The organism is Clostridium sp. HV4-5-A1G (assembly GCF_900184915.1).
Lineage (GTDB): Bacteria > Bacillota > Clostridia > Clostridiales > Clostridiaceae > Clostridium_B > Clostridium_B aromativorans.
Genome location: NZ_FXYI02000086.1, coordinates 1 through 14,955 on the forward strand (window position 1 = coordinate 1; position 14,955 = coordinate 14,955).

General features: G+C 33.1%; 13 protein-coding genes. 4 read left to right on the forward strand and 9 right to left on the reverse strand.

Features of this window, described 5'->3' with window-relative positions; all coding sequences use genetic code 11:
• Positions 1–117 precede the first annotated feature (117 nt).
• The 3 genes from yqeB to yqeC are packed head-to-tail and all read right to left on the reverse strand — an operon-like array spanning position 118 to position 2,319.
• Positions 118–987, reverse strand: coding sequence for a selenium-dependent molybdenum cofactor biosynthesis protein YqeB (gene yqeB / locus J5G60_RS10350; protein WP_150358001.1), 870 nt, complete (start codon positions 985–987; stop codon positions 118–120).
• A 12-nt stretch (positions 988–999) separates the two neighbouring features.
• Positions 1,000–1,575, reverse strand: a complete 576-nt coding sequence (gene mocA / locus J5G60_RS10355; protein ID WP_150358002.1) for a molybdenum cofactor cytidylyltransferase — start codon at positions 1,573–1,575, stop codon at positions 1,000–1,002.
• Positions 1,576–1,596: 21 nt separating this feature from the next.
• Entirely contained in the window at positions 1,597–2,319 is a 723-nt protein-coding gene (yqeC, locus tag J5G60_RS10360) for a selenium cofactor biosynthesis protein YqeC (RefSeq protein WP_236035256.1), read from the reverse strand.
• 337 nt (positions 2,320–2,656) lie between these two features.
• Here yqeC and J5G60_RS10365 point away from each other — a divergent pair, with 337 nt between their 5' ends.
• From J5G60_RS10365 to xdh, 3 genes are all read left to right on the forward strand, one after another.
• Positions 2,657–4,411, forward strand: coding sequence for a sigma-54 interaction domain-containing protein (locus J5G60_RS10365; protein WP_347562623.1), 1,755 nt, complete (start codon positions 2,657–2,659; stop codon positions 4,409–4,411).
• Positions 4,412–4,606: 195 nt separating this feature from the next.
• On the forward strand, positions 4,607–5,818 hold the full coding sequence (gene dpaL, locus J5G60_RS10370) for a diaminopropionate ammonia-lyase (protein ID WP_150358003.1): 1,212 nt from the start codon (positions 4,607–4,609) through the stop codon (positions 5,816–5,818).
• Positions 5,819–5,885: 67 nt separating this feature from the next.
• On the forward strand, positions 5,886–8,471 hold the full coding sequence (gene xdh / locus J5G60_RS10375) for a selenium-dependent xanthine dehydrogenase (RefSeq protein WP_150358004.1): 2,586 nt from the start codon (positions 5,886–5,888) through the stop codon (positions 8,469–8,471).
• Positions 8,472–8,488: 17 nt separating this feature from the next.
• Here the strand turns inward: xdh and J5G60_RS10380 are convergent, their stop codons facing one another.
• From J5G60_RS10380 to J5G60_RS10400, 5 genes are all read right to left on the reverse strand, one after another.
• Positions 8,489–8,992, reverse strand: a complete 504-nt coding sequence (locus J5G60_RS10380; protein ID WP_150358005.1) for an SEC-C metal-binding domain-containing protein — start codon at positions 8,990–8,992, stop codon at positions 8,489–8,491.
• 115 nt (positions 8,993–9,107) lie between these two features.
• Entirely contained in the window at positions 9,108–9,671 is a 564-nt protein-coding gene (locus tag J5G60_RS10385) for a GerMN domain-containing protein (RefSeq protein ID WP_150358006.1), read from the reverse strand.
• A 17-nt stretch (positions 9,672–9,688) separates the two neighbouring features.
• A complete protein-coding gene (locus J5G60_RS10390) occupies positions 9,689–10,474 on the reverse strand; it encodes an MBL fold metallo-hydrolase (protein WP_150358007.1) in 786 nt (261 codons plus the stop codon).
• A 22-nt stretch (positions 10,475–10,496) separates the two neighbouring features.
• The gene (locus J5G60_RS10395) at positions 10,497–11,759 is read right to left on the reverse strand and encodes a UDP-N-acetylglucosamine 1-carboxyvinyltransferase (RefSeq protein WP_150358008.1); all 1,263 of its coding nucleotides are present in this window, start codon (positions 11,757–11,759) and stop codon (positions 10,497–10,499) included.
• Positions 11,760–11,994: 235 nt separating this feature from the next.
• The gene (locus J5G60_RS10400; RefSeq protein ID WP_150358009.1) at positions 11,995–12,159 is read right to left on the reverse strand and encodes a DUF1540 domain-containing protein; all 165 of its coding nucleotides are present in this window, start codon (positions 12,157–12,159) and stop codon (positions 11,995–11,997) included.
• A gap of 170 nt (positions 12,160–12,329) precedes the next feature.
• Here J5G60_RS10400 and J5G60_RS10405 point away from each other — a divergent pair, with 170 nt between their 5' ends.
• Complete coding sequence (locus J5G60_RS10405) at positions 12,330–12,878, forward strand: 2'-5' RNA ligase family protein (RefSeq protein WP_150358010.1); 549 nt, start codon at positions 12,330–12,332, stop codon at positions 12,876–12,878.
• 53 nt (positions 12,879–12,931) lie between these two features.
• On the opposite strand, the gene J5G60_RS10410 is transcribed toward J5G60_RS10405, so the two are convergent.
• Positions 12,932–14,830 carry a glutamine synthetase gene (locus tag J5G60_RS10410; protein ID WP_150358011.1) on the reverse strand — a complete coding sequence of 633 codons (1,899 nt, stop codon included), beginning with the start codon at positions 14,828–14,830 and terminating at the stop codon, positions 12,932–12,934.
• Positions 14,831–14,955 lie beyond the last annotated feature (125 nt).

Here is a 14,955-nt window from a genome sequence, read left to right on the forward strand (position 1 = left end):
ACTTCTAGCTTCGTCGGCAGAGTCAGATGTGTATAATATACAGCATATAAATTATAAATGAGTAAACTTTTAAAGTTTACTCCGAGCTCTGTACAAAAAAATGAATTTCTGCATAGTTTAATTATGCAGTAATCCCTTTTGTAAATATGTCTTAATATTCTGTACTCTGCAATGATCTTCCGCATTTGATTTATTGTTTTGCAAATATAAAATAGCTTCCAATACACCACCAGCAATATTTCTTGCTTTGTCAGAAATTGTAAAGCAGTTCTTACGCTCAGAAGCCCTGGGATCTATATCAGCTATCTTAAGTCCCTTAAATACAGTACTGTTATCTCTTATAATACCTCTTAACACTCCTGTCAATGAGGCTTTTATTTTTACATTGTCTACTAGGGCTATGGTGCTGCCTTTTTTTACTAGATCTCCAATTTGCTTAATATTTTTTATGATTCCACTGCAGGGGCTGTATATCACTCGTTCTTTAGAAAAACCAAGTATACTTCCAGGGCATCCTGTGTCGGCCATGGCACAGCCGCTGTATATAACTCTTCCCAAATTGTGACCTCTCATGGTTTCAACAACTGCATTTACATCGTCACCTGCTTTAAAGCCAGGGCCTAGACCTATAGTTATATCTGCCATGTTTATATTTGTTCCTAAATTTTTTTTAGCCAGTATTGCATCAACTAAAATTTTAGGCCTTATGGTATTTAAACAATTACAGTGTGGATCTACCATTATAGGAACTCTGTTATTTATCCACGCATCATATATATTTTTCATATTTTTAGCATATACAGCGGTAATTCCTTCTATTGTAATCTTACCCTCGTATATTGCTTCGCTAAAAGATACCAATCTTCTAATAGAAGTGGGATTTTTAACTTCTAAAACCAGAACCTTAAAACCACATCTGTGAAGCTTTTGCACAGTACCTGAAGCAATATCTCCTCCTCCTCGAATTATCACAATATCATTACGCATATTAGATCACCCTTATTTTATATTTAATATATTTTTATAATCGTACGGTGTATCAATATCAAAAATAGGATATTGATTTTTTAATTCTAAAAAGATTATTTTATCAATGTTTTTATTTATTATAGATTTTCCACCAGTGTCACCGGTTAAATTCAGAAGTTCTTTTATATAGTCTTTTGGAAAAATGACAGGGGAACCAGGCCTAAGCTTGAATTTAGGTACTATAATAAAATGTCTATGAAATTTAAAGCACTGCATTAAATCGTTTATAGTATTTGAAGTTAGCATAGGCTGATCACCTGTGAAAAACATATATCCGTCAGCAGGGACTGAATTGATAATTCCGAGTTTTATAGATTGACTCTGACCAATGTAAGCCTTGTTGTTTTTTACAACATTTAACCCCTTTTTTTTAGCCAAGTTTATCACTTTTACATCTCGTGCAACTAGAATGACTTGATTAAAAGTACAATTTGCTATGGCATCAATAGTGTGTTCAAGTAATGGTTTACCCTTATAAGGTAAAAGCAGTTTATCGGTACTCATTCTATGAGAATATCCTGAAGCCATTATAATAGCATTGATCATTTAATTTATAGTTTACCCCCTTTAAAGTACCTCATAAATTTTATTTTTTAAGCTGCCCATAATTATTCTATCTATGTAATTATGAGGTTTAATGTTTTTCGATAATATTTTTGAAAATACTGTTGAATTTGTGTCTTCCACTTTGTTGATGAATAGAATTTTTTTACCCGATGATTTTTTAAATAAACCATTAGGATGAAGTATAAGTGAAATCAAATGATTTAATGAGACTTTTTCACCTAAGTGAGAATTAGTTAGTTCTATAAATCTATCAACTCTATGGATATTATCTGAATTGATTGTCTTACCTAAGCAAGTTATATCAATTATTCCAACAGTAATGTTGGTGCCTTTGAAGATTACAGGTTCGTTTTCTCTCCAACCTTTTAGAGATTTGCCTTTTGAACCATCTGCTTCTATTAATATATAGTCAAAATTATGAAGCTCTTTTATTAATGTATCTTCATCTAGTCCCGATATTTTTGAATTATTATCTAATATATTACCATAAACATAGATACCTTTTTCAGGTAATGTACAGCAGTGCAGAAAATTTTTTTTACCTATAGCCATAAAATCATACTGTTCTTTAGAGGGAACATAAATTTTTGTAGTAGTAAATAACAGTACTTTATTTTGAGATCTAAGTTCCTGTGCTAAGTTAAACATAAAAGAGGTTTTACCTCCAGCTCCAACTATTGATACAACGCAGTTTTTATATATACCCAACAAGTCTTTCAGCAATTTTTGAACACCTCGTTTATCAGTGTATTAAATATATATTACTGATTTTTATTAATACAAGCAATAAGTATACCTAAAGTATTTGATAAGCCATTGATATAATAATTATGTATGCTAAATTTAAAGATAAAGCAAAGGGTTAATTTTAAATTTATGGATATAAAATTGTGGTTGGAAAATAAAAAAACTATATTATAGGCAGTTTCATTATCAAATTGATAATTATATGTATATTTGATAAATTTCATAATGCTATAGGGTATAATAAAATCAAATTATAATTTTAGTATAAATATATCAAGATGATAATTTATTAGATCTAAAAAGGATTGATGTAATGATGGAAACTTCTTTTTTAAAGCAAATACAGCCTACAGTTATCAAGTATGCAAATATAATTTCAAAAACAATAAATGTAGATGTAGAAATAGTTGATAAGAATTTTTTAAGAATTGCGGGTACAGGTATCTATAGTCAAAAGACAGATGAAGATATTTCTACAGAAGGTTATGTATATAATCATGTTCTTAAAACTGGAGAAACACAGGTAATAGAAAGTCCAGGTAAAAATTTTTTGTGTAGGAATTGTAATAATAGGAAGCATTGTATTGAAAAAATGCAGGTTTCTATGCCTATAATTTATGAAGAAAAGATTATTGGGGTTATAGGATTTATATGCTCAGATGATGAACAAAAGCAGCGGGTAAAGAAAAATATAAAATCTTATCTGGAAATTTTAGAGCAAATATCAGATTTTATAAGAGCTAAGATATATGCCCATTTTGAAAATAAGAGAAACAATATGATGATAGATCTTTTAAAACAGGTTATAGATTCTGTGAATAAGGGTGTAGTGGTTTTGAGTGATAATAATGAAATTGTTCATATGAACAGCAGTGCGGCAGATCAGCTTAATATAGATCCGGATAAATTTAAACATAGTATAGATGTGACTGCAACTGGTGAATATATAGCAGGTACAGAAGTGTATACAGTTATAGTAAACAAGAAGAAATTATATTTAATGGGACAGTTGATTCCAGTATATCCGAGATTAGCCACCTATGATAGAATATTTATATTTGACAAAATAAAAAAATTAAAGGCGGATATGTATAAGGTAGCAAAAATACGAGAAGTTAAAGCTGATGATATTATAGGAAAGTCTAAAGTTATGATTAAATTGAAAGATAGGATAAAAAAGATGGCTTCTTCAAAATCCACAGTACTTATAACAGGAGAAAGTGGAACGGGGAAAGAATTGATCGCCAAAGCTATACATTCTGAAGGTGATAGGAGGAATAAGCCTTTTATAGCCATAAACTGTGGAGCTATACCTGATAATCTTTTGGAGAGCGAATTATTTGGATATGCCAGAGGTGCTTTCAGCGGGGCAGATCCTAGGGGAAGAATAGGAAAATTTGAACTGGCCAATGGGGGTATAATATTTTTGGATGAAATAGGTGATATGCCACTATATTTACAGGTGAAGATACTAAGAGTAATTCAAGAGAAAAAAATAGTCAGAATTGGATCCAACCAGCTTATGAATTTAGATATACGTGTTATAGCAGCCACTAATAGGGATTTAAAAAAACTTATAAAGGAAAATAAATTTAGAGAGGATCTATATTATCGTTTAAATGTCATACCTATGGAAGTACCACCTCTCAGGTGCAGGAAAGAGGATATAGAATTGCTTGCTATGAATATAATTGGGAAATACAATTATGCTTTTAATAAATCAATTCATGGCATTGATAGTAGAGCAAAACAGCTCTTAGTAGATTATTCCTGGCCGGGCAATGTAAGAGAACTGGAAAATACTATAGAATTTATGATGAATATGGCTGGCAAAAGTGGAATTCTAACTGTAGATATGCTTCCTGAAACTATTTTAAACTATAAGGGTCAGATAGATGAAAAAATTTTAGCACATGAATCGATAAAACCACTTAAAGAAGTTGAAAAAAAATATATATTGAAGGCTTTAGACTTGTATGGCTCTGATACGAAAGGCAAGCAAATGGCAGCAAATAAATTGGGTATAGGAATAGCTACCTTGTATAGAAAATTGGGAGGCATAAAATAATTTTTTATTGGTTATCATTATGATACTTTATTATCATAATGATAACCAAGATATTGTGTATTGTCGCATATTATACAGCGATATCTTTTGAATCTTAAATATCAACTTTTATAGAGTTTTTCTAAATTGTTATGGAACGATTATTGCTGTAGTTAATTGCGTAAAAAGTTATTATGAAGAGGAGACATAAATAAAATGGATAAAAAGATATTGTGGAAGAAAAATACTATCGGAGTAAAGGAAAAAAAATCTGTAGAATTTTTAAGTAAGAGGGAAATTGAAAAGGTTAAAAAATTTCATGAAAGTTTTCCCCAATATTCAGAAACACCTTTAGTGAATCTGAGCAATTTGGCTAAAAAAATTGGTTTAGGTGGTATATATGTAAAAGATGAATCCTATCGTTTTGGGCTAAACGCCTTTAAAGTTTTAGGAGGTTCTTTTGCAATGGGAAACTACCTGGCTCAAAAATTAAATAGGGATATATCAGAATTGGGATATGCCAAAGTCACTTCAGACAAAGTAAGAAAGCAATTGGGAGAAATTACTTTTATAACTGCTACAGATGGAAATCACGGGCGCGGAGTTGCATGGACGGCATCTCAACTAAAACAAAAATCAGTAGTATACATGCCAAAGGGCTCATCTCAAAGCCGTTTTCAGAATATAAAAAATGAAGGTGCAGATGTAACTATTACGGATTTGAATTATGATGATGCAGTTAGATTGGCAAATAAGCATGCAGAAGAGAATGGATGGGTAATGGTTCAAGACACCGCATGGGAAGGTTATGAAGATATCCCTACCTGGATAATGCAGGGATATGGGACAATGTCCTTAGAAGCATTGGAGCAGTTGAAAAAGTTAGAAGTTGAAAGACCAACTCATATATTTATACAAGCTGGAGTTGGTTCACTGGCTGGTTCGGTTCAGGGGTTCTTTGCATCTGCATTTGGAGAGAATTGTCCTAAGACAGTTGTAGTGGAGGCCGATGAGGCAGCTTGCCTGTATAAATCAGCTGTAGCAAATGACGGAAAAGTTAGATCCGTTGGAGGAGATATGCCTACTATAATGGCGGGACTTGCCTGCGGTGAGGCAAATACCATAGGCTGGGAAGTATTGAAGTCCTATAGCAGTGAATTTATTGCTTGTCCCGACTGGGTTACGGCTAAAGGAATGAGAGTTCTTGGAAATCCATTGAAAGGAGATACTAGAGTTATTTCAGGAGAATCAGGTGCAGTTACCACAGGGCTTTTATGTTCTATAATGACAAGAGACGATTTAAAAGGACTTAGAGAAGAGCTGGAATTAGATGAAAATTCAAAGGTACTTTTATTTAGTACGGAAGGCGATACGGATCCGGATAAATACAGAAGAATTGTATGGGATGGAGAATATCAGAGCATATAATTTATAAATATTGTAATCATAATATCTAATTTTTATATATTTTAGATATGTCAAAGAGGAGAGTAATATGTATAAATTCACTTTAAATGGAGTTCAAAAGATTGTAAGTGAAGATAAAAAGCTGTTAGATTATCTAAGAGATGATGAAAGGTTGACCTCAGTAAAGAATGGCTGTGGTGAAGGAGCCTGTGGAGCCTGCATGGTGTTATTAGATGATAAAGCAGCAAGGGCATGTTTGTTTACTTTGTCTAAAGTAGAAGGAAAAAATATAACGACTATTGAAGGCTTTACAGAAAGAGAAAGAAAAGTGTTTGCATGGGCTTTTTCTGAAGCTGGGGCAGTGCAGTGCGGTTTTTGTATTCCTGGGATGGTTATAAGTGCTAAGGCTCTTCTAAATAAAAATTTAAACCCAACTTCTAAGGATATAAAAGCCGCTATCAATGGCAATATATGTAGGTGTACTGGCTATGTAAAAATAGAAAAAGCTATAAAAATGGCGGCTAAGGCTTTTAGAGAAAAAATCAAGCTGCCTGAAAGAAATTTTAAGGGACTTGTAGGAGAGAGAATATACAGGGTTGATGCAGAGGACAAGATATTAGGCAGGGCAGAGTATTCGGGGGATATGCATGTAGATGGAATGCTATATGGTTCAGCTTTAAGAAGTAAGTATCCTAGGGCTTTAGTGAAATCAATAGATACGACAGAAGCAGAGAATTATCCTGGTGTTGTGGCAGTTCTTACGGCTAAAGATGTGCCGGGTAAAAGATATTCAGGTCATATAGTAAGTGATTGGCCGATTATGATTGCAGAGGGAGAGGAAACCAGATATTTAGGAGATGCTGTTGCCCTGGTAGCAGCGGAGACTAAAGAAGTATTGCAGAAAGCATTGGGTCTAATTAAAGTAGAATATGAAGAACTTAATCCATTGACGTCTCCTGAAGCAGCTATGGCAAAAAATGCACCTAAGATACATTCTAAAGGAAATATATTGTCAAGAGAAATTTTAAAAAGAGGAGATCCGGATAAAGTTATAGCAGAATCTAAATATGTAGTTACCAACAAGTATTCAGTCCCATTTACGGAACATGCTTTTTTAGAACCAGAGTCTGCATTAGCTATGCCATATGGGGAAGATGGAGTAAAGGTATATACTGGAACTCAGGGCATATATGATGATCGTAGGGAAATCTCAAGTATCCTGGGATTGCCTCCTGAAAAAGTAAGGATAATTAGCAAATATGTTGGCGGAGGATTTGGTGGGAAAGAAGATATGAGCGTGCAACATCATGCAGCTCTTCTGGCTTGGTATGCTAAAAAACCGGTGAAGGTCACTTTAACTCGTAGAGAAAGTATAATTGTACATCCTAAGAGGCATGCTATGGAAATGGAATTTACGACTTCCTGTGATGAAAATGGTATCTTAACAGCTATGAAAGCACGGATCATATCTGATACTGGTGCTTATGCTTCTTTGGGAGGACCTGTCCTTCAAAGAGCTTGTACACATGCGGCAGGACCTTATAATTATCAAAATATAGAAGTGGAAGGAATTGCAGTGTATACAAATAACCCTCCAGCAGGAGCTTTCAGGGGATTCGGGGTTACGGAATCTGCTTTTGCTACAGAATGTAATTTGAATCTATTGTCAGAAAAAGTTGGAATATCACCTTGGGAAATAAGGTATAAGAATGCTATTGAACCTGGAGAAGTACTCCCCAATGGACAAATAGCAGGAGATGATGTGGCTTTGAAGCAAACTCTTCTGGCGGTTAAGGATGAGTATGAAAAATATCCTTATGTGGGAATAGCTAGTTGTTTTAAAAACAGCGGTATAGGGGTAGGACTTCCGGATATAGGAAGATGTAGATTGACTGTAGTAGATGGAAAAGTGCATATAAGGACTAGTGCAGCTTGTATAGGTCAAGGTCTTGCGACTATGGTAACTCAAATACTTTGTGAAACTGCAGGTGTCACTCCAAAAGATGTAGTAGTGGATTCGCCTGATACGGAAATTACTCCAGATTCAGGTACAACTACTGCTTCAAGGCAGACGGTGTTTACAGGAGAAGCTGCCAGGTTGGCATCGCTAAAACTCAAAGAAGCCCTCGCACATGAGCCGCTGGAGAGTTTAGAAAATAAGGATTTTTATGGAGAGTATTCTGGAGTTACAGATCCTATAAATTCAGATAAACCCAACCCTATAAGTCATGTGGCCTATGGTTATGCAACCCAGGTAGCAGTTTTAGATGAAAAGGGAATAGTTCAAAAAATAATTGCAGCTCATGATGTAGGGAAAGCTATAAATCCAAGCAATATTGAGGGACAAATAGAAGGTGGAGTTGTTATGGGACTTGGATATGCTCTTACGGAAAATTATCCATTAAAAAATTCAGTACCTACAGCTAAATTTGGTACTTTAGGACTTTTTAGGGCACTGAAAGTTCCAGAGATAAAAACCATAATAATAGAAAATAATAATTCTTCTCTTGCTTGTGGAGCTAAAGGAATAGGAGAAATAACCTGCATTCCTACAGCACCGGCAATTCAGGGAGCATATTTAAAATTAGATGGAAAATTTAGAACCAAGCTGCCATTAGAAGATACGGCGTATAATAAAAAAATTTTAAAACATAATAAGAAATCCCTACACTAACGTGTAGGAATTTCTTATTAATTATTTTTTCCACAGCATTGTTTGTATTTTTTACCACTTCCGCAGGGACAGGGATCATTTCTACCTATTTTAATTTTATTAACTACTGTTTTGGAATTAACCCAATTTTTATGAATTTCTTTTCTCTTTTCTTTAGAAAATATGGAATTCCACTGGGGAAGTTTATATAAGTAATCTGCTTTTGCATCTAACATATTGTAATATAATTTTTCAAAATTAATTTCTATGTCAATAGTTGAAGTTCTCTTCAGATTTTCTAAATTTAATGGCTTCTCTATGCTTTGATTTATTCCATCTAAAAACCCTGTAAAAAATATCGGTGATATTTTAAATTTTTTAGCTAAATTTTCTATTGTTCCGCTTATGGTAGAGTTATGTTCTGATAATATTTCTGTATAAATGTTTCTTTCAATTGAACCATATTCTTTCCAAAAAGCGTTTTCTCCTTTTGCCTTCACAAAATCTACTACGGTATCTGTCCATTCTTTATATAAACTCATATATTATCCTGCTGCAGTATTTGGCAGCAAGTACCTCCTTTCAAAATTGAAAATAAATTTTAGATGTATCCTGGTATAAAAGTTTGTGTAAAGGTGATTTCAATAAATTCACTTATTATTTTTTTAAGCTTTCAATATCATTTTTACCAAGAGGTTTGGATAAATCAAAATTATCCCCCCAAATTTTAGAATCTTTGTTATCTATAAAAATTTTAACTTTTTTCACAGTTGGAAGTTGTTCAAGAGAAAAAACTATGCCCTTTAAACAAGCTTCTTCTTCTACCGGAGTCATTTTAGTATTAGCTTCCTTACTTAGATTTAAATAGGCAATATTATCTTTTATGGAAATACTCATAACTCTACTCTCTTTTGGAAGTATAGGTGCTAATCTGCTATTTACCGAGGGACCTTTTATCAGTTCATTTACTATTGTTTCAGCCAATAGCTCATCTTCTTTTATAACTCTGCTCTCCTTTGTAATTTCAACAGTATTTGGCTTACTTGAGGAATTGAAATAAACATCTAGATCCAATAAGTTAGTTTTTCCTTTTGAAAGTACTATATCTTTTTCTTTTTGTTTATTATTTATGCTCAGTTCATCTTTTTTTTCACAGGCAGTCAGTGTCAGAAAGGAAAATGCAATTATAGAACATATTGTCATACTGAAAATTCTTTTCATATATTACCACCTTTTTATTAAAAATTTATGAAGTTACTGGGCTCATCACGTTTTGCCATAGAAATATTTATATCTGATTTTAATTTAACTCCAGCTTCATTTAAGGTAGTTGCTACAGTTTGATAAGCTAGCTCAGGATAGTTGTTTATCTTACTTAAATGTCCCAGAATAATTCTTTTGAATTTTCCATTTAAGATATCTAAGATAGCTTTTCCACAATCATCGTTGGATAAATGTCCTATTTTACTTAATATTCTTCTCTTTAATTCATAGGGATATGGACCGAATTTTAACATTTCTACATCATGGTTGCTCTCTATAAGCAGTACGTCTGAATCCCTGAGTATAGCTTTATTTTCTTCTGAAATAAATCCTGAATCCGTTGCTACACAAGCTCTCTTACCATTGCAGTCAACAGCATATCCACAGGGATCTACAGCATCATGGGATATAGAATAGCTGATTATGTCCATATCTTTAATGCTAATATAATTATTCGTAATTATATTGAGATTGTTTTCTTTTATTTTTCCCACAGATTTCAACATAGCTTTCCATGTGAGAGTGTTAGCATATATAGGTATATTGTATTTTCTGGATAATACACCTACTCCCTTAATATGATCAATATGTTCATGGGTAACTAATATTGCATCTATTTCATTGGCATTATAGCCTATTTTTGCAAGACCTCTTTCTATGCTTTTGCCAGAAAGACCAGCATCTATTAAAATTTTGGCATGGCGAGATGCTAAGAATATACTATTTCCACTGCTGCCGCTGTACAAAGGACAAAAAATCATGTTAAAAGTCTCCCCATAAAAATTATTTAGAATAAGATACCCTTTTTATATCAGCACCTAAAGCTTTAAATTTATCTTCTATATTGGGATACCCCCTGTCAATATGTTCAATACTTAAAACTTCAGTAGTACCCTCTGCAATAAGTCCGGCTATGACCATTGCTGCACCGGCTCTTAAATCCGTAGCTTTTACTACGGCACCGCTTAGTTTGCTTACTCCATCTATAATTGCAGTTCTACCTTCTACTTTTATATTGGCACCCATTTTTTTCAACTCATCTACATGTTTAAATCTACTTTCCCATATGCTTTCATTTATAATACTCCTGCCTTTAGCTACGGTTAAAAGTGCACTGAGAGGCTGCTGTACATCAGTTGGAAAACCAGGATAGGGTTGAGTTTTAATGTTTACTCCCTTTAATTTCCCATTGGATTTTACGGTTATAGAATCGCCGTCTTCTATTACTTGGGCACCCATTTCTATGAGTTTTGCCGATATTGATTCCAGATGTTTTGGTATGATGTTTTGAATTTCTACTTCGCCGCCACATGCAGCAGCAGCGATCATATATGTACCTGCTTCTATTTGATCTGGAATAACGCTGTAGGAACATCCTCTCAATTCTTTTACCCCAACAATTCGTATTGCTTCTGTTCCAGCGCCCTTTATATTTGCTCCCATGCTGTTTAAAAAATTTGCTACATCTACTATGTGAGGCTCTTTTGCCACATTTTCTAAAGTAGTTATACCTTCAGCAAGTGTAGCAGCTAGCATTACATTTATAGTAGCACCTACACTTACCACGTCAAAAAATATGTTAGTTCCAACTAATTTGTCAGCGTTTACTATTACACACCCATGTTTAATTTCTACTTTAGCGCCTAAAGCTTCAAATCCCTTTATATGTTGATCTATGGGTCTGACACCTATGGGGCATCCTCCGGGCAGTTCAACTCTGGCTTTTTTAAATCTGCCTAGTAGAGCACCTATAAGGTAATAAGAAGCCCTCATTTTTCTTACATCATCTGTATTTGCATCTATACTATCTATGGTGGTACTATCAATTACCACCGAATTTTTACCTGTTTTTATTTTACAGCCTAAACTCTCAAGAATTCTTTCTATGCAGTGAACATCTTCTATATCAGGAATATTGTCGATTGAAGATACGCCCTTACTAGCCATTATTGAGGCTGGTAATATTGCAACAGCAGCATTTTTCGCGCCATTAATTTCTATAGAACCGGAAAGGGAATTTCCACCGTTAATTACCAATTTATCCATTCATATATCCATCCTTATCACAAATTTGTATTTATATAAAGTTTAGAAAATCTCAAAATTTAATTCATATTACACAAAATTTATTATATCATAATTCCATGCTATTTTAACACAAAATTTTAAAATATGAACAGAAGGTTTAAATAATTATTTGAAAATAAAAATCCAGTTTTAGCAATGATAAAACTGGATTTTTATGTGTAATATTATTTTAGATGAATATATATTCGAGGAATTACTCTTTTACAAAGCTTCCACAATCAGTACACTGAACATCTTTGGCCATTGACTCATGCTTTGTGACCTGTATTTTATTAAGTGTACAATGGTTGGTATCCTTTGCATGAAATTTGCACTCATTGACTATACATCCAATACTGTTATTGTGATCAGTATTCATAATAGCACCTCTTCTTTTATAAATTTTATAACAATAATATTTTTTCACCATTGAGTAGTTTATATACTGAAAAATTATTGAAATTTTTAACATTATGAAGCTGGTGATTCTGTGATATAATATTATAAAATGGCATTTGTATAATATTAATTTGGGGGACTGAGGAAATAATGAAATATTATTTAGTGGCCTTGTTTGATAAGGATTCTTATTCATATATTGAGCGCATACAAAAAAACATATGTAGAAAGTATAGATTGTATAAAAATATGCCAGTTTTACATATAACTCTTGAAGTTGTGGAAAATCCCGATATAGATAAATTTAATGAAATTGTTTCAGGGATATTGAAACCCTATAAGAAATTCAAAGTGGAGATAAATGGAGCTATTTGTTTTGAACCTCCCTATAAATCTGTGAATTTAAAAGTAGAAAATAAAGGATATATTATAAGATTGGCTAGACAGATAAATGAAAAATTGAGATTATATAAATTTGATGTTAGAAAAGATATAAGTAAATGGGATTTACATATATCTCTGGCTAATACCAATTACGCTATGAGAGAATGGAGTTCTAAGGAGTATTCAGCTGCATGTGAGAATGTAAAAAGACAAGGTGTGCACAAAATGGCAAGAATTGACAGAATAGCATTGTGGAAACCGATAAATAATAAAAAGGATATGCTGATAAAAAATTTTTATTTGAAAGATTTTTAGAATATTTCATAATAAATGAGAGCAAGATTTGATCTTGCTCTCATTTATATATTTTAGATGTCCAATAAATTTTTTTTGTATATTGAATATAAATTTCTCAACTCGGACATCCTTTCCTCGGCTTCTATTTGAAGTTTAGAAACTTCCTCGTAATTTTTGTTTTCAGATGCAATTTTTATTCTTGAAAATAAACTTTTTTTAGAATAGGAATCTTTCATTAAATAATATCTTAATTCTTCTATTTTCATCCAATTTGCTACATCCAGATCCAGTGCTTTATCTATAGAATGAAGCATTTTATAGCCCCTTATTTCATCACAGAATTCGTTTATGATTCTATGATTTATTTCTATTAGCCACCTTTTTGTAGCACCAAGTTTAAAGCTATTTATCAATTTGTCATTTAATACATCATCTTTAACCAATACAGCTTTCTTCTCAGGATATTTATCAATAGCCGAGAGATTGTCATATACAGTAGCAGGAGCCTTGCCAAAGAATTTTTCTCTTTCTTCATCGGTAAAATCTTCAAATATATTCTCCTCACTTCTATAAGCTCTATCTTTTTCTAGATAATCTGCTTCTTCACCAGGTTTTTTAGAGAGCTCGGATAGAAGTTCATCTTCTGTTTTGTTATTTTTCAAAGCGTAATTTATACCGTCCATCATAGCCATATACAGTGCAGTCAAAGCTAGATAAGTATTGGTGCGTGGGTTTGGAGCTCTTAATTCAAACCTTGTAGCCAGTGGATTTTTTAAATCTCTTATTACACCTATAAGTACCGTTCTATTTCTTGAAGGTATATCAACAGAATGTCCTATAGAGGTTACAATACAAATTGGAGCCTCAAATCCTGGTTTTAATCTTCTAAGTGCATCAGTTGTAGAAGAAACAAAAGGATTGATGACTTCATAATTTTTAAGTATTCCCATTACGGAAGAATATCCAAAAACACTTAAAAAGTGTTCTTTAGTTGAAGAAAATAAATTTATTCTCTTATTGTTTTTCAATTTCAGAGCCAATCCTATGTGAGTGTGTTCGCCGCTGCCAGCTACCCCATCTATTGGTTTAGCAAGGAAAGTAACTTCAAGACCATTGTTCCTGAAAGTTTCTTTGACTATACTTTTTACAAGGAGCTCATTGTCAGCACACTGCATGGCATTAGAATATTTCCAATCTATTTCCAATTGCTCCATTATATGATTGAAATTTCCTGATTCATCGATTTTGGCTTTTACTCCACCTACTTCTTTATGGCCCATTTCCGGTTCCAGGCCATATGATTCCATAGTCAAAATAGTTTGTTCCAAGGCTGTCCTAACTACACCTTTTGTTCTAGTCCAATATTGTTCCTGAAGTACCTGAGATGTAGAAAGCTCCTCAATTTCAGCCTGATCGTTAGGTGTCTTTACCCAAAACTCTAATTCTGTAGCACAAGTAACAACTATGTCATCTATATCGTCATATTTTATGTTAAAAGGCGTTAGGGAATCAGGATGTTCTGTGAATAAATTTAGAAGGTTTGTTTTGAAGTGTTGAATACAGTTTTTCAAAGTGTATCTTGAATCTACAGCTTGATTTTCATGGTACAGAAAACAGGGAATTCTCAGTGTTCCGATAGGTTTTCCTGTTTCAGCATCCTTATTGTCCGTATTGTATTCTACATACCAGTTTACATCTAAGTCGCATACCATATCCACTTTTGCATTATTTAAGCTGGCAATTCCGGGAAGTACTACGGATGAGCCGTCAGTTTGGATTGCACCTTTTAAAAAGGCGTTTATGTCCTCAAGGAGAACTTTGATGGGAATTTTTTCGTCGGTGTCATTTCCAGAAAGGTCTATACCTACCAGGGATACGAATTTTATTTCTGGATGGGAAGTTAACATTTTCTTTAAATTTTCTTCAGAGTGCATTTCTTTAGGCACTATATAGATCAGATCTTTTAACATGGTGTTCCCTCCTGTGAATAATTTTTTAGAAGAGTATTTTAATACTCTAATCATTGTGCATAATAAATTTATGGTTTATATTTTTAAATTTTATATACCTATGATTTTATAATTAATATGTATGT

Bases quoted from the DNA above. Each gene is read 5' to 3' on its own strand.
- xdh (WP_150358004.1), top strand. From the start codon at position 5,886: ATGTATAAATTCACTTTAAATGGAGTTCAAAAGATTGTAAGTGAAGAT.
- J5G60_RS10385 (WP_150358006.1), bottom strand. From the start codon at position 9,671: ATGAAAAGAATTTTCAGTATGACAATATGTTCTATAATTGCATTTTCC.
- J5G60_RS10395 (WP_150358008.1), bottom strand. From the start codon at position 11,759: ATGGATAAATTGGTAATTAACGGTGGAAATTCCCTTTCCGGTTCTATA.
- J5G60_RS10380 (WP_150358005.1), bottom strand. From the start codon at position 8,992: ATGAGTTTATATAAAGAATGGACAGATACCGTAGTAGATTTTGTGAAG.
- dpaL (WP_150358003.1), top strand. From the start codon at position 4,607: ATGGATAAAAAGATATTGTGGAAGAAAAATACTATCGGAGTAAAGGAA.
- J5G60_RS10390 (WP_150358007.1), bottom strand. From the start codon at position 10,474: ATGATTTTTTGTCCTTTGTACAGCGGCAGCAGTGGAAATAGTATATTC.
- J5G60_RS10410 (WP_150358011.1), bottom strand. From the start codon at position 14,830: ATGTTAAAAGATCTGATCTATATAGTGCCTAAAGAAATGCACTCTGAA.
- J5G60_RS10400 (WP_150358009.1), bottom strand. From the start codon at position 12,159: ATGAATACTGATCACAATAACAGTATTGGATGTATAGTCAATGAGTGC.
- J5G60_RS10405 (WP_150358010.1), top strand. From the start codon at position 12,330: ATGAAATATTATTTAGTGGCCTTGTTTGATAAGGATTCTTATTCATAT.
- mocA (WP_150358002.1), bottom strand. From the start codon at position 1,575: ATGATCAATGCTATTATAATGGCTTCAGGATATTCTCATAGAATGAGT.
- J5G60_RS10365 (WP_347562623.1), top strand. From the start codon at position 2,657: ATGATGGAAACTTCTTTTTTAAAGCAAATACAGCCTACAGTTATCAAG.
- yqeB (WP_150358001.1), bottom strand. From the start codon at position 987: ATGCGTAATGATATTGTGATAATTCGAGGAGGAGGAGATATTGCTTCA.